Annotated in this window: 14 protein-coding genes and 2 tRNA genes; 7 read left to right on the top strand and 9 right to left on the bottom strand. The window is 70.0% G+C overall.

What is annotated here, in order from left to right; translation table 11 throughout:
- Positions 1 to 52: 52 nt before the first annotated feature.
- The 7 genes from AC1MFI_RS11625 to AC1MFI_RS11595 form a co-directional block, all read right to left on the bottom strand.
- The gene (locus AC1MFI_RS11625; protein WP_479817032.1) at positions 53 to 1,891 is read right to left on the bottom strand and encodes a GTPase; all 1,839 of its coding nucleotides are present in this window, start codon (positions 1,889 to 1,891) and stop codon (positions 53 to 55) included.
- Positions 1,888 to 3,669: a dynamin family protein gene (locus AC1MFI_RS11620; RefSeq protein WP_479817030.1), complete on the bottom strand. Its 1,782-nt coding sequence runs from the start codon at positions 3,667 to 3,669 to the stop codon at positions 1,888 to 1,890. The genes AC1MFI_RS11625 and AC1MFI_RS11620 overlap by 4 nt, the downstream gene beginning before the upstream one ends.
- Before the next feature lie 196 nt (positions 3,670 to 3,865).
- A tRNA-Glu gene (locus AC1MFI_RS11615) sits at positions 3,866 to 3,938 on the bottom strand.
- A 68-nt stretch (positions 3,939 to 4,006) separates the two neighbouring features.
- Positions 4,007 to 4,078, bottom strand: a tRNA-Gln gene (locus AC1MFI_RS11610).
- A 69-nt stretch (positions 4,079 to 4,147) separates the two neighbouring features.
- Positions 4,148 to 4,978 carry an HAD family hydrolase gene (locus tag AC1MFI_RS11605; protein WP_479817028.1) on the bottom strand — a complete coding sequence of 277 codons (831 nt, stop codon included), beginning with the start codon at positions 4,976 to 4,978 and terminating at the stop codon, positions 4,148 to 4,150.
- Position 4,979: 1 nt separating this feature from the next.
- Positions 4,980 to 6,488 (bottom strand): glutamate--tRNA ligase, encoded by a 1,509-nt coding sequence (gene gltX, locus AC1MFI_RS11600; RefSeq protein ID WP_479817026.1) that lies wholly within the window; start codon positions 6,486 to 6,488, stop codon positions 4,980 to 4,982.
- A 94-nt stretch (positions 6,489 to 6,582) separates the two neighbouring features.
- The gene (locus AC1MFI_RS11595) at positions 6,583 to 7,356 is read right to left on the bottom strand and encodes a fumarylacetoacetate hydrolase family protein (protein ID WP_479817024.1); all 774 of its coding nucleotides are present in this window, start codon (positions 7,354 to 7,356) and stop codon (positions 6,583 to 6,585) included.
- 521 nt (positions 7,357 to 7,877) lie between these two features.
- Here AC1MFI_RS11595 and AC1MFI_RS11590 point away from each other — a divergent pair.
- Together AC1MFI_RS11590 and AC1MFI_RS11585 are read left to right on the top strand one after the other, a co-directional pair.
- Complete coding sequence (locus AC1MFI_RS11590; protein WP_479817022.1) at positions 7,878 to 8,918, top strand: hypothetical protein; 1,041 nt, start codon at positions 7,878 to 7,880, stop codon at positions 8,916 to 8,918.
- Positions 8,919 to 9,263: 345 nt separating this feature from the next.
- Positions 9,264 to 10,838 carry a putative bifunctional diguanylate cyclase/phosphodiesterase gene (locus AC1MFI_RS11585; protein WP_479817021.1) on the top strand — a complete coding sequence of 525 codons (1,575 nt, stop codon included), beginning with the start codon at positions 9,264 to 9,266 and terminating at the stop codon, positions 10,836 to 10,838.
- A gap of 103 nt (positions 10,839 to 10,941) precedes the next feature.
- Here the strand turns inward: AC1MFI_RS11585 and AC1MFI_RS11580 are convergent, their stop codons facing one another.
- A complete protein-coding gene (locus AC1MFI_RS11580; protein ID WP_479817020.1) occupies positions 10,942 to 12,048 on the bottom strand; it encodes a branched-chain amino acid aminotransferase in 1,107 nt (368 codons plus the stop codon).
- A 97-nt stretch (positions 12,049 to 12,145) separates the two neighbouring features.
- Positions 12,146 to 13,198 carry a 3-isopropylmalate dehydrogenase gene (locus AC1MFI_RS11575; protein WP_479817019.1) on the bottom strand — a complete coding sequence of 351 codons (1,053 nt, stop codon included), beginning with the start codon at positions 13,196 to 13,198 and terminating at the stop codon, positions 12,146 to 12,148.
- A gap of 114 nt (positions 13,199 to 13,312) precedes the next feature.
- Between AC1MFI_RS11575 and AC1MFI_RS11570 the strand changes: the two genes are divergently transcribed.
- From AC1MFI_RS11570 to AC1MFI_RS11550, 5 genes are all read left to right on the top strand, one after another.
- Positions 13,313 to 14,518: a sensor histidine kinase gene (locus AC1MFI_RS11570; RefSeq protein ID WP_479817018.1), complete on the top strand. Its 1,206-nt coding sequence runs from the start codon at positions 13,313 to 13,315 to the stop codon at positions 14,516 to 14,518.
- A gap of 79 nt (positions 14,519 to 14,597) precedes the next feature.
- Positions 14,598 to 15,365 (top strand): response regulator, encoded by a 768-nt coding sequence (locus AC1MFI_RS11565; RefSeq protein ID WP_479817017.1) that lies wholly within the window; start codon positions 14,598 to 14,600, stop codon positions 15,363 to 15,365.
- Between the two features lie 144 nt (positions 15,366 to 15,509).
- Entirely contained in the window at positions 15,510 to 16,298 is a 789-nt protein-coding gene (locus AC1MFI_RS11560; protein ID WP_479817016.1) for an ABC transporter ATP-binding protein, read from the top strand.
- Between the two features lies 1 nt (position 16,299).
- Entirely contained in the window at positions 16,300 to 18,885 is a 2,586-nt protein-coding gene (locus AC1MFI_RS11555; RefSeq protein WP_479817014.1) for an ABC transporter permease, read from the top strand.
- A gap of 50 nt (positions 18,886 to 18,935) precedes the next feature.
- Positions 18,936 to 20,666 carry an ATP-binding protein gene (locus AC1MFI_RS11550; RefSeq protein ID WP_479817012.1) on the top strand — a complete coding sequence of 577 codons (1,731 nt, stop codon included), beginning with the start codon at positions 18,936 to 18,938 and terminating at the stop codon, positions 20,664 to 20,666.

The following is a 20,666-nucleotide window of genomic DNA, read 5'->3' as shown; positions in this document are numbered from 1 at the left end:
CTTCCGTGAGCGATGCCATCATCGCCCGGGTCGACTCCCGAGTCGACTCCCGTCAGCGGGGACGCGATGCCGCCAGCACTGCCGTGCTGAAATCGTTGCAGCGGGCCACCTCGGCCGCGACAGGCCGCACCACCACGTCGCGAGCCGCCTGCGAACACGCACCCAGCAGCCGTCGGCGCACCCTGGCGGCCCGCCTCGCCGCTCCGAGCCGGGCGAGGAGCGCAGCGAGGACTCCGAGCAGGATCCCTGCGGCCAGCCCGCCGAGGATCAGGAGGGTGGGAACGGGGAATCCCTCGACCCGCGGGACGTCGATGGCGGGGAGCTGGAGGAATCCGAGCACGGCGAGGACACCCAGCCAGCCCAGTCCGGCGACGAGCCCGGCGAAGGTGATCCACTGCAGGGCGCCGAGGATCCCCCACCATCCCCGCCGCCCTGTCTCCAGGTCCGTGCCGGTGACGGCGGAATCGAGTGCGTCCGTGAGTTCATCGGCCGTTCCGCGGGCAGCGTCCCGGATGGACGAGTGCCACGGCTCCACGGCCCCTCGGGAGGCTGCGTCCCCGAAGACGCGCAGGGCGTGGTCAACCCTCGCCCGGTTCGCCGGCTGGCCGACGGGAAGCGATGACCTCCGGAGTTCGGGCAGGACGTCCTGACGTCGCAGGTTGAGTCGGCGCAGCGGATCCGGACGAAGGCCGGCCAGCCAGCGGGTGACGGGCCAGCCCATGGTCGCGTGCGCGTCCCTGCGGTAGGCACTGCGGACCGCGTCGACCACCACGGGAACTCCCGCGGCCGCTCCGAGCTCTTCGGACAGTGCGTCCAGCGCATCCTCCGACGGCATCGCCACCGTCTGCTCCGCGGCGAACGGGAGAAGCGCTGCCGCGGCCTGCCCGGCGTCGGCGGCGAGCCTCCGTGTCGCTGCCGCGCGCGTCTCGGCGAGCGTCCGGATCGCGTCCGCGAGTCGGCCTACACCCTCGCCCGTCCTCGCCGACACCGGGATGACGGCGACCCCCCGCAGACCCTCTGCTGCGAGGATCTCCCCCAGCGAGGCGGTGACGGCGTCGAGATCCCCGTGCTCCAGCCGGTCCGCCTGGTTGAGGGCCACCAGGGTCACGGCCTCGTGCGTCGCCAGGCCGCGCAGGAAGCCGTGGTGGAGGGCGGCGTCCGCGTACTTCTGCGGGTCGACGACCCAGAGCAGGACGTCGACCTGCCCCGCGAGGCGCTCCACGGTGGCTCGGTGCGCCAGCGTCGTCGAATCGAAGTCGGGGAGGTCCAGCAGGATCAGGCCGGCGTCACCACCCGGGGCAGGGAGGGCTGGGGCCGGCGGGTCCGCAAGGACCGCCGACGACGCCGGACGACGGCGCCGTCGCCAGCGGAACAGGCGGGGGCCGGCCTCGGCGGCCGTGCCACCCGATCCGGACGACCCATCGTCCGCTCGCGCCACTGGGCCTGCCGTCCGGCGTGCGCCGGCGGCACCGTCGCGCGGAGCAGCGCCGGCCGCCCCGTCGACGAGCGGCGCCCCGTCCGGCAGTTCGACGCGCTGGCCGACTCCGAGCCAGTCGAGGAGCTCCTCGCTTCCACGGGGGCTCCAGACCAGCGCCAGTGGTTCCGACGTCGTCGGGCGCCTGGCGGCCACCCGCGCCGCATCGGTCCCGCTCAGCGCGTTCACGAGGGACGATTTCCCGCTGCCGGTAGGCCCGAACACGCCGACCACCGTATGGTCCGCCGACAGCGACCGGCGGCTGCCGGCGTGTTCGAGCGTCGCGTGCAGGCGCTCGAGATCGTCCTGCGGCAACCGGTCCGCGCCGAGTTCGTAGGCTGCCTGCAGCTGATCGAGCACAGTCGTGAGGGAGCCGGCGAGCAGCGCGTCGGACGCCGCTCCCTCGTGTCGGCTCACGCCTCGTCCACGGCGAGGCGTGAGGCGGTGGGCAGCGCCTGGCGGAGCCGCTGTGCCAGGACCTGGAGCGTCTCGGCCGGAGTCTGCCGGGCCAGGGGCTCCAGGCACTCGTCGAAGGGTGCGCGCTCGCTACGGAACAGGTCCTCCACGCGCTCGGACAGGTTCCGGCGCGCTGTGCCGGCGAGGCGCCGCACGGCGTCGTCGCCGAAGATGGCCTCGAGGAGTTTCTGGCCGGCGATCGCCGAGGCCCCGGCGATCCCGATCTCACCGCCCGTCAGCCCGCCGGTCGACGCGAAGACGACCACCATCAGTGCCACCGTGATCCCGTTGACGCCGAAGGAGAGCATGCGGGCGGTGAAGCGCTTGTCCGCTCCCTCTGCCTGGACGAGCTCCAGGAGATCCTGCTGCCATGCGCGGATCTCACGTGCGACCTCTGCGGCGAAGTCCTCGGCCCTCCAGGCGGGCACGTCCTGCAGGAGCATGGTGCCGGCCCGCTCCCCCCGCCATCGCCTGCGGACCGACTCGTCCGCGCGTGCGGCCTGTTCGACGATGACCGTCTGCAGACCGCTGCCGATGGCGTCGGCGACAGTGGCGGCCGGTGCGGGCCTGCCGGTGAAGAAGGCGCTGACGCGATCCCGTGCCCGCCCGATCCTGGTCTCGAGTCCCCGCATGAACTCGCCGGTGCCGACGAAGTCCTGCCATCGGGCGAGGACCTCCCCACGGAGCAGGGTGCCGTCCTCGGTGGCGGCCATGACATCGGCCAGCGCGTCGCGGTACGCGCCGTCCACCGAGGAGCGCAGGGCATCCCCCACCGACTGCTCCTGCCCTGCGGCGTCGGCGATGGCATCGATGCGACCGGCGAGGGCCCGCATCGCGCCGCCCACGGTGCGCCGGGCGATCTCGCGCCGTCCCTCGGCGTCGGCGGCGAGGGCCTGCAGCCACCGGGTGATCGGCTCCACGGTGTCCGCGGGCAGCATGCGTGAGGTGCCGAGCGGGACCTCCGGGATGACGAAGATGGGAGCGTGCCCGAGGTTCTCGGCGGACAGGAGGGTCAGCAGGTCGCTCCTGATCTCCTCCTCGACGCCGGGCGGCACCCGGTCCAGGACGACCGCCACCAGGACGTCCCGGCGGCCGGCCTCGGCCAGAAGCTTCCAAGGCACCGCGTCCGCATAGCGGTTCGCCGTGGTCACGAAGATCCAGAGGTCCGCCGCCGCGAGCAGCTGGCCCGCGAGCCTGCGGTTCTCGTCGGCGATGGAGTCGATGTCCGGGGCGTCCAGCAGGGCGAGGCCGGCAGGCAGCGTCGGGGTGGGCCGCAGGAGGAGCGTGTCAGCTCCACCGGCGGGCTGGTGCCGGGCCTGGGAGGATCCGGCGGCAACGCCTCCGCCGTCGTCCGCGAGGCGCACACGATTCAGCGAGGGCAGGACGCGCGCGTCGTCGAACCACGCGGCGTCCTCGGGGTGGTGCAGCAGGAGCGGCTGCCGCGTGGTGGGCCGGACGGCGCCGGTCACGGAGACGGGCCGCCCGACGAGCGCGTTGACCAGTGTGGACTTGCCCGCGCCCGTCGAACCGCCGACGACGGCGACCAGCGGCGCGTCGAGGCTGGCGAGCCTGGGGAGGATGTAGTCGTTCAGCTGCGCCCGGGCGGCGTCGGCCGCCCCCCGGCCGTCGACAGAGCTCGGCAGGGCCAGGGGGAAGGCGAGGTTCTCGAGGGCGAGGCGTACCTCCCGCAACAGCGGCGAGAGCCCGCGGGCTTCGCCGGCCAGGGAAGGTGCACTCATGGCTCCATCATGCCAGTCCCCCGTCCTGGCAGCGGCGGCACTTCGAAGCGGACGCCGCAGGCACGCCGGCGGCGGACATCGGATACCCGGAGAAGAAACCCGGTCCAAGAAACACGCGGACGACAAAAATCCCGGACATCGATGATGTCCGGGATTTCCGTCTGTCCTTTCGGACCTGCGCTCTTGCGAGCTGATGTGACCCCAGCGGGATTCGAACCCGCGTTACCGCCGTGAGAGGGCAGCGTACTAGGCCGCTATACGATGGGGCCAGTACTTTTCCATCCTACTACTGCTTTTGTACTGCTTGTGCCATCCCGTCCGCGAGGACGGGAGTGCGCTGGGGTACCAGGACTCGAACCTAGAATGTTGGTACCAGAAACCAGTGTGTTGCCAATTACACCATACCCCAATGGCACTTTCCGAAGCCCCGATCCTGCTGGGTTTCGATCGCGTAACCGCTCCGCGCCGAGAAATAACTCTACCGGACCGAGGGCAGGAACTGCAAAACGGCCTCCAGCCCGGTGATGCGCGGCACCTCCGTCAGGCCCTTCCCGGCGTCCTCCACCGGAGCCACCGCGGCTCCCGACCCCGCCCGGGTCCCCGGGTCGGTCCCCCTGTCGCTGCCCGTTCCCGCTCGGTCCAGCCAGGCCCCGACCAGCCCGGCCGTCCGCGCCCCGACGGCATCGATCAGCCGGTTGTCGCCCACGTACAGCGTGCGCACCGGCGCGGTGCCGATCAGCCGGGCGCCCTCGAGGTAGATACCCGGCTCGGGCTTCGCCACCCCCACGGTGTCGATGCCGACGAGCACCGTGATCCGCTCCAGTCCGGCCCGGTCCAGTTTCGCCCGCTGGTAGTCGTGGACGTTGTTGCTCACGGCCCCGTAGGGGATTCCCCGCGCATCGAGCTCGTCGAGCAGCGGCACGACGTCGTCGTAGGCGCGGAAGTGCAGGGGAAGCGTCTGCTCGTACTCCCGCACCCACGCCTCGGCCACGTGACCGAGGAAGGGCTCCGGGGTGAAGCCCGCCCGCGCATGGCGCACCCGGTGCACGCGCTGCTCCTCGAAGGTCAGCTCACCGGCCAGGAAGCGGTCATAGTGCCGCTGCGGGTCGGCGGCGAACAGCGCCTTGTACCTCACCCAGTCGTCGTCGCCGAGGTGGCTCAGCGCCGGATCCGGGATGGCCTGCAGCGTGCGGCCCATGGCCTGGGCGAGATCGACGAGCGTGTCGTCGATGTCGAAGAGGACGCCGTCCACGCCTTCGCCCGGCAGCGCATTCGCTGGGGCCGGCATCTCCGGCAGCTGATCCGACATCTCAGTCCACCGTGGCCCGCAGCGCGCGCACCCGGGCGATCGAGGACTCGCGCCCGAGGATCACCATGGACTCGAAGAGCGGCGGCGAGATCCTGCGCCCGGAGATGGCGGTGCGGACGGGCCCGAAAGCGAGCCTCGGCTTCAGCCCGAGCGTGTCGACGAGCGCGGTCCTGAGGGCCGCCTGCAGCGACTCGGTGTCCCACGAGTCGACGTCCCCGAGGGCGCCGAGGGTTGCGTCGAGGACCTCCCCCAGGTTCTCCGGCAGTCCCTTGCGCGCGTCGTCGGCGATGTCCACCGCGTCGTCCTCCTTGAAGAGGAAACCGATCATCTCCGGCGCTTCGCCCAGGAGGGTGATGCGCTCCTGGATCAGCGGAGCCGCTTCCGCGACCGTGCGCAGCTCCTCGGAGGTGGGATCGGCACCGATGACCCCTGCCGCGGCGAGGTAGGGCAGCAGCCGAGACCGGAACTCCCCCGGGTCGAGCAGCCTCACGTGCGTGCCGTTGATCGCCTCGGCCTTCTTCAGGTCGAAGCGCGCCGGATTGGCGAGGACGTCGCGCACGTCGAACTTCTCGACGAGCTGCTCGACCGAGAAGATGTCCTCGTCCGCGGACAGGCTCCAGCCGAGCAGCGAGAGGTAGTTGAGCAGCCCCTCCCGGATGAAGCCGCGTTCCCGGTGCAGGAACAGGTTCGACTCCGGATCCCGTTTGGACAGCTTCTTGTTGCCCTGACCCATCACGTACGGCAGGTGGCCGAACAGCGGCATGTAGCGTGCCACCCCGATGTCGATCAGCGCCCGGTACAGGGCCACCTGCCGCGGAGTGGAGGACAGCAGATCCTCGCCCCGCAGGACATGCGTGATGCCCATGAGGGCGTCGTCCACCGGGTTGACGAGCGTGTAGAGGGGCGCACCGTTGGCGCGGACGACGGCGAAGTCGGGCACGCTACCTGCACGGAAGGTGATGTCCCCCCGCACGAGGTCGGTGAAGGTGATGTCCTCGTCGGGCATACGGAGCCGCAGCACGGCCGGACGACCGCTGGACCGGAAAGCGTCCTTTTGCTCCTCGCTCAGGGTGCGGTCGTGGTTGTCGTAGCCGAGCTTGACGTCGCGGCCGGCCGCGCGGTGTCGCTCCTCCACCTCTTCCGGGGTGGAGAAGGACTCATACAGGTGGCCCGCTTCGGTGAGGCGCTCGATCACGTCCCTGTAGAGGTCCCCCCGCTGCGACTGGCGATAGGGAGCGTGCGGGCCGCCGACCTCGACACCCTCGTCCCAGTCGATGCCCAGCCAGGTCATCGCCTCGAGGAGCTGGTGGTAGCTCTCCTCGCTGTCGCGCGCGGCATCGGTGTCCTCGATGCGGAAGACGAGCTTCCCACCCGTGTGGCGGGCATAGGCCCAGTTGAAGAGCGCCGTCCGGATCAGGCCGACGTGCGGCGTTCCCGTCGGCGACGGGCAGAATCGGACCCGGACGGGTGTGGCATCAGTGACGGTGGGGATATCAGCGGCTGTAGTCATGGTGGTCCCAGTCTAAGTGGGGACCATGCCCGCCGAAGATGGGCCCGCCTCCAGCCGGCGCATGACGGCCGGAGGTCCGGCGCTGCGCGGACCGTCAGCGGCGCGCGGGGTTGGACAGGCGTCCGATGCCCTCGATGTCGACGTCGTACCGCTGGCCGTCGGTGATGAGGCCGACGCCCGCTGGCGTGCCGGTGAGGATGATGTCCCCCGGCAGCAACGTGAAGGCCTGCGACACGTAGGACACGAGTTCACGGGCCCCCCAGATCATGTCGCTCGTCGACCCGTCCTGCCGCAGTTCGCCGTCGAGCGAGCCGCGGATGCTGAGATTCTCCGGATCGAGGTCCGTCTCGATCCAGGGACCGATGGGGCAGGAGGTGTCGAAGCCCTTGGCACGGGCCCACTGGTCGTCCGTCTTCTGCACGTCGCGGGCCGTGAGGTCGTTGGCACAGGTGTAGCCGAAGACCACGTCGTCGACGCGCTCCAGCGGGACGTCCTTGCAGATCCGGCCGATCACGACAGCGAGTTCGGCCTCGTAGGAGATCTGGTCCGAGAAGGACGGCAGCATGATGGGATCGCCGGGACCGATCACCGACGTGTTGGGCTTGAGGAACATCAGCGGAGCGGCCGGCGTCTCGCTGCCCATCTCCTGGATGTGGTCCGCGTAGTTCCGCCCCACTCCCACCACCTTGCTGCGGGGTATCACGGGCGCGAGGAGCCTGACGTCCTCGAGGGCATGACGGGCACCGGTGAGCTGGACGCCGGCGTAGAACGGGTCACCCTGGATGACCGCTACTTCCTCGCTGCCGGCCGCACCTTCCACGACGCCGAACATTGGGTCATCATTTAGGACAAAGCGTGCAATTCGCATGCGGCCAAGCCTAGCCTGAGCATTCGCCTTCGGCGTGGCTTGGGTCCGGCATCAAATCGCCTTAACGCGAATACCGCGGGCAGACCCTCCCTAGAGAAGAGGGTGCCCACGGTATCGCCACTGCTGCTCAAGCCCAAGCGGGATCGCTAATGGATCGCCGCGTGCGACCGAAGGGTTTAGTAAGGCCAGTAGCCGACGCGGTCCGTCGAGGAAACGGGCGCGGTTCCGGACTTGGCAGGGGCTGCGTTAGCAACGCCCGCGGCGCCGGAAACGAGGAATACGGAGAGCATAAGGGCGGAAACGAGACGCTTCATGGTGAACATCCTTGGGACTTGGGAACAGTGGTTGACGAGCACACCTCATTACCATGTGTGGCTCGCTATACATCGTAAGCCACTCCAGCCACTTTCGTAACACTTCTTGGAAAATTGCGTGACATTCTCCGAAGACGTGGACTCCGCAGGCTGAACACCGAATATTGTGATGGAGCAGTGCCGACACAGCGGAGAGGGAAAGTGGTCATGACTTTGCAGGACGCGCGCGGGGAGCGGCTCATGATGGAGTTCCAGGCGCGCGAGGCGTGGAATCAGCGCGACTACACGAAAGCGCAATCCCTCGCCCAGCAGGCTGCCGCCGCCGCAATGTCCTGCCAAGACGAACTAGGTTGGTGGAACGCTACATTCCTCGTGGCTGAGGCTCTGCGAAAGCAAAGCCGGATGCAAGAGTCGAGGACCATCGCGGATCAACTTGCAGCCCACGAACTGACTCGCGCATCGGAGGCACTGAGTGCTCGGGTAGCGACGCTCACGTCGTTCGCGCTCCAGGGAAGTGGTGATCTTGCCCTAGCAGTCGAAGCTGCGCGGGAGGCGGTGTCCTTCGCCTCCGATCTCGCAGACCACAAGGGCATTAGGATCGAAGCGCTCAATGCGTTGATCGCAGCTCTCGCGGAGAGCGACCAATTAAGCGAAGCTTGGGACGAGTGCCTTCGCTTGGCAGATCTCTTGTCGACTGAACCCAGCAGCCAAACAAACGGTATGGGCTACTGGGCCATCGGCAATGTGGCCTTCCTCCTCAAACGCATCGACGAAGGCGCTTCTTACCATGAACTCGCCGCCGAAAACCTCTCTCCTACAAACGATCTGGACCTTTGGGCACGCTTCAACCGGGGGTCTGCTCAGTTCCGCCTCACCGCGGGATTGATCGGACCGGAAACGCTCGAATGCATCGAGCGCGCCGAGTTGGCCAGTTCGATCGTCGGTGGAACCCAGCGAGATCAGCTGGAGTTGCGCCTGAATCGAGCCCAATGGCTGGTTCTTACGGGACAGTTCGAATATGCCATCGAGCAACTGTCGGAGATCATCGCTCGACAGGATTTGCTTGCCAAACAGGTTGCCGCACAGGCGCACCTCCTCCTGGGACAGGCGCTTTCCGGCAGGGGAAGCGCTACTGATGCCTTGGATAACCTCGAAACGAGCGAACAACTCTTCCTCCAGTCGGGGGCGCAGGACCGGGCGGCGATATCCAGAAGTCTCATCGACAGCATCCGGGAGCCGCAAGTATAAGAGGACTGGTTACAGGCTCCACCCTGAACCATGAGCTACGGAGGGAGCCACACCGGGAGCAGCTTATGCATGGGGGCACCGTTCCCTAGAATGATCTCAGGCCCCGTCGGGCCGGGCGTTTGGCCCCATCACTCCCGCTTGATCAGGGCTTCCCCATGTCAGGAGCATGTCCCCCGTGCGTGCCGGACCCGAGGACTGCGCCTCCGCGGTGACGAGACCATGACGGCGTCATCGTGCACCCGGCGGGTCACATCTCCGCTCGCCGCCGCGCTCCGGCCCGGTAATGACACCGCCGCCGCCGAAGGGTCCCCGGCGAGCGGCCCTCCGGAATGTACTCTGGAACCAATGAGCGCTGACCAGAAGGACCCCCGGCTCGCGATGCTGGTGGAGAGCATCGTCCGGCTGTCCCGGGGAGAACTCAGCAGCCGGATCGAGCCCTCCAGCGCGCGGGACGAGGTCGACGCCGTCATCACGGGAGTGAACCTGCTCGCGGAAGAACTCGAGCAGGTCTACGAGCAGTTCGAGAAACGCGTCGAGAGCCGCACGGCCATGCTCCGCCAGGCACACCTGGACATGATGAAGATGGCCATGTCCGACGCCCTCACGGGGCTCGCGAACCGCGTCGCACTGATGGACGGCATCGAGGAGGCACTCAGCCAGGCCGTGAACGGCGCGCCGCCTCCGGCACTCCTGCTCCTCGACCTCGACAGCTTCAAGAACGTCAACGACCGCTTCGGCCACGACGCCGGCGACCGGGTGCTGCAGGAGGTCGCGTCCCGACTGAACGGGGTGGTCCGCGAGACCGACCTGGTGGCCCGGCTCGGAGGCGACGAGTTCGCCATCCTGCTGCCCGGCGCGACCATGGACATCGCGATGCAGGTCGCGCGGCGCGCCCTGGACGTCCTCGGGGAGCAGATCCGCCTCGACTCGCTCTACGTCACCTCCAGGGCCAGCATCGGCGTGCGCCTCGGCACACCGGAACAGACAGCGGACGAGCTCCTGCTGGACGCCGACACCGCGATGTACGCGGCGAAGCGCGAGGGCCGCAGCATCATCAAGGTCTTCGAACCCGTCATGCTGTACTCGCGGCAGCTCCGCAGCCAGATGGCCACCGAACTGCGCGGCGCGATCAGCTCGGACGAGCTCGTGCTGCACTACCAGCCCGTCGTGGAGCTCGCCACCAACCGGGTCCTCGGCGTGGAGGTCCTGGTCCGGTGGCAGCACCCCCTGCGCGGACTGATCCCGCCGGACACCTTCATACCGCTCGCAGAGGAGATCGGCGTCATCCACGACCTCGACCGCTGGGTGATGTCCGCATCCCTGCGGCAGCTCGCCCGGTGGCGCAGGGACATCGAGCTGGACGAGGACTTCCAGCTGAGGGTCAACCTATCCGCCGTCGAACTCAAGCAGCTCGACCTGGTCGACTACATCCGGGGCCTGCTCCGGGAACTCGACCTCCCCGCGCACAACCTCGTGGTGGAGATCACCGAGACCGCGATCGTGACGCGCGGCGAGGTGGAGATGTATTCACTGCTGAGCCTCCAGCAGCTCGGGGTCGGCATCGAGATCGACGATTTCGGGACCGGCTACTCGTCGATCAGCTACCTGCGCGAACTGCCCGTCAGCATGGTCAAGGTGGACCGTTCGCTGCTCGTCGAGCTCAACACGAGGGCGGGGCAGCTCGACTTCGTCGCGGCGATCCTTCAGCTGATCCGGGCAGCGGGCCTCGAAGCGGTGTTCGAAGGCATCGAGACACGCGAGCAGGCGGAACAACTGAGGGCGATGGGCTGCGCGAGCGGCCAGGGCTACTACTTCAGCCGCCCGATGCCCGCGGACGAGACCGCGGCACTGCTCGCCACGACCCGGCACCTGCGGCTGGGCGAAGGTGCCGACGGCACCGAGGCCACTCCCGCCCGCTGAAGCGGGCTACCGGCCCGCTCCGGCTCCCCCGCCACGACGGAAAACGGCGTCCGTCCGAACCCCGCAGGGGCCGGACGGACGCCGCGAATCCTCGGTCGGGTTCTCAGACCAGGCGCGTCAGCCAGCCGTGCGTATCCTCCACGGCGCCGGTCTGGATGCCCAGCAGCTGGCTGCGGATCGACATGGTGACCTCGCCCGCGGGAGCATCGGCGGTCCCGATGAACTCGTCGCCGTCGCGCAGCCGGCCGATGGGCGTGATCACGGCGGCCGTACCGCAGGCGAAGACCTCGGTGATCTCTCCGCTTGACACGCCGTCGCGCCATTCGTCCAGGGTGATCTTGCGCTCGCTGACGTTCAGCCCGCGGTCGCGCCCGAGCTGGATCACCGAGGACCGGGTGACGCCCTCGAGGATGGTCCCGGACAGGGCGGGAGTGACGAGCGAACCGTCACGGAACACGAAGAACACGTTCATGCCGCCGAGCTCCTCCACCGCGTTGTCGTTGAACTGGTCGAGGAACAGCACCTGCTTGCAGCCATGGGCTTCGGCTTCGAGCTGCGCGGCGAGCGAGGAGGCGTAGTTGCCGCCGGCCTTGGCCGCACCGGTACCGCCGCGTCCTGCCCGCGCGTAGTTACGGGAGACCCAGATGTCCACGGGCCTGACCTCCCCGCCGAAGTAGTTGCCCGCCGGCGACGCGATGACGCGGTAGGAGACCTCCCGGGCGGGCCGCACGCCGAGGAAGGCCTCGGTGGCGATCATGAACGGACGGAGGTACAGGCTCTCGCCGTCGCCGGACGGGATCCAGTCGGAGTCGGCGGACACCAGCTGGCGCAGCGACTCGAGGAACAGTTCCTCGGGCAGCTGGGGCAGTGCGAGACGGGCGGCAGACCGGTTGAGCCGGGCAGCGTTGGCATCGGCGCGGAAGGTCCAGATGGACCCGTCCGTGTGTCGGTACGCCTTCATGCCCTCGAAGATCTCCTGGCCGTAGTGCAGCACGGCAGCCGCGGGATCGAGGGCGATGGGACCGTAGGGCTCCAGCCGGGCACTGTGCCAGCCTCCGACGCCGGACTCGTCCACGCTGTAGTCGACGACAGCGGTGTGGTCGGTGAAGAAGTTGCCGAAGCCCGGATTCGCCAGCACCGCCTCGCGCTCCTCGACCGACGCCCGCCGCGTCGACAGGTGCTGGGCGAACGGGGTATCGGTGGCTGTCATGGTTCCTCCGCGCTGGAACGGGCTGAACGTGCGGCGTGGCCGCCGTCGCCCGTCGTTGGTCAGTGCACCGGCACTGGGTTAATGATGTGTAACCACCTTAGGACACGGCAGCGGCAATAGCATCGCCGACGGCGGAGGTGGGACGTGCGCCGCTCCGGGACGCGATGTCGGCCTCGACGGCCTGCTCGATCCGCGTGGCCTGCGCGTCGAGGCCGAGGTGCCGGAGGAGCAGTGCCGCGGAGAGGATCGCCGCGGTCGGGTCGGCGAGCTGCTTCCCGGCGATGTCCGGCGCCGAGCCGTGCACGGGCTCGAACATGGACGGAGCGGTGCGGTCCATGTTGAGGTTCGCGGAGGCTGCGAGCCCGATGCCGCCCGAGACTGCGGCGGCGAGATCCGTCACGATGTCCCCGAACAGGTTGTCGGTCACGATCACGTCGAAGCGCGAGGGGTCGGTGACGAGGAAGATCATCGCCGCATCCACGTGCAGGTAGTCGTGGCTCACCTCGGGGAACTCGGCTGCGACTGCCTCGACGGTGCGCTTCCACAGGTGCCCTGCGTAGACCAGGACGTTGTGCTTGTGCACGAGGGTCAGCTTCCCGCGGCGTCCTGCCGCCCGCACGAAGGCGTCCCGGACCACGCGCTCGACGCCGTGCGCCGTGTTGAGCGAGACCTCCGTGGCGACCTCGTGCGGGGTGCCGCCCCGCAGCGTACCCCCGTTGCCCGTGTACGGGCCTTCCGTTCCCTCGCGCACGACGACGAAATCGATGACGCCCGGCTCGCCGAGGGGGCTGGGAACACCGGGGTACAGCCGGGACGGGCGCAGGTTCACGAAGTGGTCCAGCGAGAAGCGGAGCTTCAGCAGGAACTCGCGTTCGATGAGTCCCGAGGGGATGCGGGTGTCACCCGGGGCGGCTCCTACGGCACCGAAGAGGATCGCATCATGCCGCCGCAGCTGCTCGAGCGTCGCATCCGGCAGTGTCTCCCCCGTGGCCAGCCAGTGCTCTGCGCCGAGCTCGTAGTCCGTCAGCGCGAGTTCGACGTCGTCGCCCACCACCGCGCGCAGGACCTTGACCGCCTCGGCGGTCACTTCGGGGCCGATCCCGTCTCCGGGGATGACGGCGAGGTCGATACGGTGCGGGGCATCAGTCATGGTCCCAGCGTAGGAAAGCGCCCGGACGGGCAACAATCGGTCCGTAGGGTGAGACGAGGGCTCCACCCTGGGTCGGATGTGCGACGGCGGAGGGCCCGCCTAGAGTTGGTCCCCATGGACCTCCACCTGCGGCTCGCGCGCTGGGTGCGCGCGCACCCGGGAACCATCGACGCCTGCCTCGCGCTGGCGGCCTTCGTCCTGCTCGTCCTGCCCTTCGCCGCCGGCGGTGTCCAGGGCTACGGCCTGATCGTCGTCGTGTCCGCGGCCCTGGTCCTCCCCCTGGTCTGGCGCCGCTCCCGCGTGATCCTCTCCGCCGCCGCCATCGCCGGGATCTCGGTGCTGCAGCTCATCACCGGGACCGAGCCCGTCCCGGTGCAGTTCGTCATCCTGATCACGCTCTACACCCTGGCCGCCTACGCCCCGAGGTGGGCCAGCCTGGGGGGACTCGGACTCGCGATCGCCGGCGCCGCCGTCGGCCTGGTGCGGTACGCGGAGCTGCTGGGCGTGAGTGCGAGCGATTCGGCCCTCACCACCGTGCCGCTCTTCCTGATCCTGCTGTTCTTCGTGGAATCGCTCGTGCTCCTGGCCTGGACGATGGGCGACCTCGCCCGGTCGCGGCGACTGACGTACCAGGCGCTGGAGGACAGGACCCGCCGGCTGGAGGTCGAGCGCCAGCAGGAGCGCGACCTCGCGGCGGCGGACGAGCGCAGCCACATAGCCCGGGAGATGCACGACATCGTGGCGCACTCCCTCTCGGTGATCATCACGCAGGCCGACGGCGCACGGTACGCGAGCGCTCAGGCGCCCGAGCTCGCCGTCCGGACGCTCGGCACGATCGCCGAGACGGGCCGGGGATCCCTGCGCGAGATGCGGCGCCTGCTCGGAGTGCTGCGCGGCGACGAGGATGCCTCCACCCGGCCCCTTCCGACGCTCGAGGACATCGACGCCCTGATCCAGTCGGTGCGCCGTTCCGGTGTGCGCGTGGCCTGCCGGCGCGTCGGGGCCCCGCGGCGGCAGCTCCCCCTCGGCGCCGAGCTGACCGCGTACCGCGTGGTGCAGGAGTCCCTCACCAACGTGCTCAAGCATGCGGGGGCGGACACGTCCACGGAGGTCGTGCTCGACTACGGGCCGCGTGGCCTGACCATCACCGTCGACGACGACGGACGCGGCGCGGCACCGGATCCCGCCACGGCGGGCGCGGGCCAGGGGATCAACGGGATGACCGAGCGGGTGCGCCTCTACGACGGCACCGTCTCGGCCGCGCCCCGGCCCGGCGGCGGGTACCGTGTGGACGCCTTCATCCCGTACACCGAGGCCTAGGGACCGGCCGATCATCGGCAGCGCCACCGCGGGCAGCACGACACGACAGCCGGTACGACGAGCAGGAGGACCACCCACCATGGAGAGCACCACCAGAACCACCGGCGCCGTGCAGGCACCGGACGCCGGGTCCGGCGGGGAGGCCTTCCCCGAAGGACTGATCCGCGTCGGCATCGTCGATGACCAGCACCTGGTGCGCAGCGGTTTCGCCATGCTCATCAACTCGCAGCCCGACCTCGACGTCGTGTGCGAGGCGGCCAACGGCGAGGAAGCGGTCCGGGCGCTGGCGGTCACACGCGCCGACGTCGTCATGATGGATGTCCGCATGCCCGGCATGGACGGCATCGAGGCGACCCGCCGCATCCTCGCGCACCACGGGGCCACCGTGGCGGCGGGAGGCCCCGCGGCGCCGCGCGTCGTGGTGCTGACGACCTTCGACCTCGACGAGTACGCCCTGTCCGCGATCCACGCCGGTGCCAGCGGCTTCCTCCTGAAGGACGCCCCGCCCGAGGAGCTGCTCGAGGCGATCCGCACCGTACACCGTGGCGACGCCGTCATCGCGCCGTCCACCACGCGCCGCCTGCTCGACCACGTGGCGCCCCTGCTCCGCCGGCCCTCAGCCGCCCAGCACGCCCATGCCGCCGCGGTCGCACGCCTGACGGCCCGCGAGCGCGAGGTCTTCGAACTGATCGCCCAGGGGCTCTCGAACCCGGAGATCGCCCTCAAGCTCTTCCTGTCCGAGGCGACCGTGAAGACACACGTGGGCCACATCCTGGCGAAGCTCGAGGCCCGCGACCGCGTCCAGGCCGTCGTCATGGCGTACGAGACGGGCATCGTCCGCCCCTGACGCGCAGGACTGCCGGGTGGGCGAGGCCGCCACGGCAGGTCGTAGGCGGTGCCGCTGCCGCTCATCCCGCAGTATGAGATCCGGCGCGGAAACCCCGGTCCTGGCGCCGATCCGCCCCGCGGCCGGCATCCATAGCGTGGAAGCATGACACCTTCCACGCATGTCCCCACCACCTCGCCGGGAAGCCTCCCGGTCTCCGCCCCGCCCGCAACCGCGGCCGTCGCCGCCCGGGGCGTCTCCAAGAGCTACGGCCGCGGTGAGACCGCCGTCCACGCCCTCCGCGACGTGTCCCTCGAGTTCGAGAGGGAACGCTTCACCGCCATCATGGGGCCCTCCGGATCCGGGAAATCGACACTCATGCACTGCCTCGCCGGCCTCGACGGCGTCGACGCCGGGCAGCTCTGGATCGGCGGGACGGCGATCACGGATCTGCGCGACGCCGCCCTCACCCGGCTCCGGCGAGAGCGCGTGGGATTCGTGTTCCAGGCCTTCAACCTCGTTCCCACCCTGACGGCGGAACAGAACATCACGCTGCCGGTAGCCCTCGCAGGCGGCACGGTGGACACCGCCTGGCTCCAGCAGATCTCCGCGTCCCTGGGCCTGGCCGACCGGTTGTCCCACCGTCCACACGAACTCTCCGGCGGCCAGCAGCAGCGGGTCGCCGTCGCGCGCGCCCTGCTGACTCGTCCCGACGTCGTCTTCGGGGACGAGCCGACCGGCAACCTCGATTCCGCGACGGGCGCAGAGGTGCTGTCCCTCCTGCGCCGCAGCTGCCGCGAGATGGGCCAGAGCATCATCATGGTCACGCATGATCCGGTCGCGGCGTCCTACGCCGACCGCGTGGTCCTCCTGAAGGACGGCGCCCTCGTCGGCGAGCTCGAGCAGTCCACCCCGGACGCCATACTCGGCGCCCTCGCGAAGCTGGGGGCCTGACGTGCTGCAGGTGGCCCTCGCCCAGGTGCGGGTCCATGCCCGCCGCTTCATCGCCGTCGGCCTCGCCGTGATGCTCGGCGTCTCCTTCCTCTCGGCGACACTCATGGTGGGTGCGACCACCAAGGCCAGCCTGGGCCAGAGCATCGGCGCCTCCTATGCGAAGGCCGGCCTCGTGGTGACAGCACAGGATGGCGGCTCCGTACCCGCCGCCGTCGCCGATGAACTGGCGGCCGTGCCGGGCGTGGACCTCGTCCACGGCCTCGAACGCGTCTATTCGGAGCTCACCACCGGATCGCAGACCTCGCTCGCCGCCCTGACCGCGACGGCGCCGGGGCGCCTGGAGACCGCGACGGTGACCAGGGGCGCCTACCCCTCCCAGCCTGACGAGGTGGCACTGGACGAGGCCTCCGCAGTGCGGCTCGGCGTCGTGCCCGGCGACACGGTCGCACTCGATCCCGGCGGCTTCTCCTCGTCCGGCTCCACCTCCGCCGCCATCGGCAGCTCGCTGACCGTCACGGGCCTCACCGGAGCGAGCGCCGATCCCACGCTGTCCGGCGCGGTGCAGGTCCTCGTTTCCTCCGCCGTGCTGCGGGAGCTCGACGGCGGCGGGACGGTCTTCCGCAACATCCAGCTCGCGCTGGCGCCCGCGGCTGATCCGGCAGCGGTCGCGGCAACCGCCACCGCTGCCCTCGCAACGTCCCAGACGCCCGGTGCGGAGGACCTCGTGGTGCGGACGGCCGCCGAACAGACGGTGGCGGAGGTCGCCCAGCTCTCGAACGGCAACGACGTGCTCTCGGGGGTACTGCTCGCCTTCGCGGCCGTGGCGCTCCTCGTGGCCGGGCTCGTCATCTCGAACACGTTCTCGGTCCTCGTGGCCCAGCGGACGCGGGAACTCGCCCTGCTGCGCTGCATCGGCGCAGAGCGCCGGCAGATTCGCGCCTCCGTCCTCGTCGAAGCAGCCGTCGTCGGACTGGTGTCGTCGGTGCTCGGCGTGCTGCTCGCCATCGGGGTCATGGCTGCGCTCGTGGGCCTCGCACGGCAGACCGACGTCGGCTCCTTCGCCGTGCTGGCCGTCCCCCCGTCGGCCGGGATCATCGGTATCGCCGTGGGTGTCCTGATGACGCTCCTCGCCGCACTCGTCCCTGCGCGGGCAGCCACCCGCGTCGCACCGCTGGCCGCCCTCCGTCCCACCGACGTCACGGCCGGAAGCAGGCGAGGCCGCGTGCGGCTCCTGGCCGGTCTGGCGGTGCTCGTCGTCGGCGGCGCCCTGCTGCTGTTCGGTGCCGTCTCCGTCTCGATCGGCGCGGCCGTCGCCGGCGGCGCCATCTCCTTCCTCGGGGTCGTCCTCCTCGCGCCGTTCTTCGTGCCGGCGAGCGTCGCGGCGGTCGGCCGGGTCGCCCGTCCGCTGGGCGTGCCCGGTGTGCTCGCGTCGGTCAACGCCGTCCGGAACCCGGCGCGCACCACGGCGTCATCGGCCGCGCTGATGATCGGAGTGACGCTCGTGACCATGATGATGGTCGGAGCGCAGACCGCCCGGACGTCCTTCGACCGCGAGCTGGACCAGAACTACGCCGTCGACCTCGCGGTCCTCGACACGGGCTCCGCCGGACCGGACACACCGGGGACTGCGCCGTCGCACGTCGATGTCCCGACGCTCCTGGAGATCGACGGCGTGCAGTCGGCCGTCGAACTCACCCCGGTTCTGCTCACGAGCGCCGAGGACGGGGGCACGGTGGTCTACTCCGCGGATCCGGAGGAGGTCGCCGGCGTGCTGCGGGCCCAGGGGGTGGTCCTGGCGGACGGGATGGTCCTCGCCCCCCAGACCTGGACGCAGCGCGAGGTCTCCCTCGAGACCGGTCGGGGCCCTGTGGCCCTGCCCGTGACCCCGACCGACGCCACCTTCTTCCTGCCGCTCATCACCACGGCGACCGCGGAGGAGCTCGGCGCGGCCCCACCGGAGGCCCTCTCGGCCTACCTCGGCACCATCGGCACGGGCGACGAGGCGGCGCCGGGCGCGACGCTCGCCGGCCACCTCGGCACCACCTTCTGGCTGAAGCTCGACGACGCCCTGGACGGCGGGGAGGTCGCGGACGTGCAGTCGCGGATCGTCGCGGCGACGGGCGTCTCCGAGTACCAGGTGACGGGAGCGGTGATCGAACGCGCGGCCTACAACGGGATCATCGACGTCATGCTGCTGATCGTGACGGCGCTGCTCGGCGTGGCCGTGCTGATCGCACTGATCGGCGTCGCCAACACGCTGTCACTCTCCGTCCTGGAGAGGCGCCGGGAGAATTCGCTGCTCCGTGCGCTCGGCCTCACCAGGGCGCAGCTGCGCGGGATGCTCGCCGTCGAGGCCGTGCTCATCGCAGGGGTGGCGGCCCTGCTCGGGACGGTCCTCGGCTCCCTCTACGGCTGGCTCGGGGCGCAATCGGCCCTGGGCGGGATCGCCCCCGTGAACCCCTCGGTACCGGTGGGCCAGATCGGGGCGGTGGTCGCAGTGGCCGTCGCCGCCGGCCTCGTGGCCTCCGTCCTGCCGGCACGGCGGGCAGCGCGCCTCTCGCCGGTCGCAGGACTCGCGACCGACTGAGGCGGTCCGGCGTCCTCCCGAGCCCTCCGCCTGCGCATATATTATGAAGATTGCAGCAGAGGGTCGGAGAGGACGCCGTGGCGCAGGACGAAGCAGCAGGGACTCGCGGTGGACCATTCGCCGTCGTCGCGTGTCCCTCCGTCGCGGACCGCGCCGACCTGCAGCGGATGCTGGGGGACGGGGGCTACCTGTCCAGCGCGGTCACCCGCGCGGATCTCCTCCTCGAGGAGGTGCTCGCAACGCGGCCCGACGTCCTGCTGGTGGACCTGCACGTCGCCGTCGCCCACTCGGGATCACTCGCGGACCTCGTCGCCGCGCATCCGGGCCTGGCCGGACTCCCGGTCATCCTCCTGCTCCCCGAGGGCGGGGTGGGCGCTCTTCCTCGCGATATCGCGCCGTACGTCTCGGACGTCGTCTTCCGGCCGGTCACCCCCACGGAACTGCTGCACCGCACGCATGCCGCCGTGTCCCGACGACGGCGCCACCAGGTGCAGCGCGCGGCCTCGGCACGACTGCGCGAGGAGATGCGCGGCCTCTCCGCCAGGATCCGGGCGACGAACGATCCCGCCGTGATGGTCGACCAGTTCCTGCCCGGCGTGGGACGCGCGCTCGGAGCGCACCACGTCGCACTGCAGGTCTTCGACGACGAGCGCGTCGCCGCCCGCAGCAGTGTCTGGACGAGCGAGTCCGGCGTCGCGAGGATGCCGGTCAGCGCCCCCCTGCGCGTCCACCAGGAGGCCTCCCTGGCCCTCGCCCTCACCTTGTGGGAGGACGACTCGCGCACCCAGTCGTTCAGGGCCGGGCCCGGCGGCGAGCCCGAGACCGGTGACGTCCCTGCTCCCGCATGGCTTCGGGAGGGCCTCGGTGAGGGAAGGACGGTCAGTGGTGTCGTCGCGGCGCTCGGCGAGGGAGACACGCCCTTCGGCCTCCTGTGGATCATCAGTGAGGAGACCCCCCTGGCGTGGTCCGGCGTGGAGGGCGCACTCACGCAGCACGTCCTCGGCAACCTCGCGCACGGACTGATCCAGGCGCAACTCATCTCACGGCAGCAGCAGGCCGTCCGCAAGCTGCGCGCCCTCAACCAGGCGAAGAGCGACTTCGTCGGCACCGTCAACCACGAACTGCGGACGCCGCTGGCGTCCATCGCCGGATACCTCGAGATGATCCTCGACGGCGTCGGCGGCGAACTCCCGCCCGAGGCGAACACGATGCTGCAGGCCGTGGAACGCAACACCTCCAAGCTCAGCCAGCTGATCGAGAACATCTCCGCGCTGTCCGCGCGGGAGGCCGACGCGTCGGACCACAGCCCCGTCGACATCGTCCACCTCGTCTCGGAGCTGACGAGCCGGGCCGTGCTCCAGGCCGCGGCCGGCGGGATCACGCTGGACTGCACGCTGCCCGACCGGGCGGTGACGGTCTCCGGGCACCGCGAACAGCTGTCGGCGGCGCTCGCGGTCGTGCTGTCGAACGCCATCAAGTTCACGCAGGAGGACGGCAGCGTCTTCGTCGGGCTGACCCACCAGCCGGACGACGGGCACGTCGTCGTCGTCGTGCGCGACACCGGGATCGGCATCCCGGCCGACGACCTGCCGCGCCTCTTCGACTCGTTCCACCGGGCAGCCAATGCCAACCAGTCCCTGCCCGGCGCCGGTGTCGGGCTGTCCATCGCGAAGAAGACCTTCGAGGCGCACCACGGGACGATCACGATCGAGTCGAGCCTGGGCGTCGGGACGGACGTCGCCATCACGTTACCGCTGCTCAATCATGCTGCCGTAGGGTGA

It is taken from the genome of Arthrobacter sp. BC5 (assembly GCF_056680255.1).
This window is presented reverse-complemented; position numbering and strand designations above follow the sequence as displayed.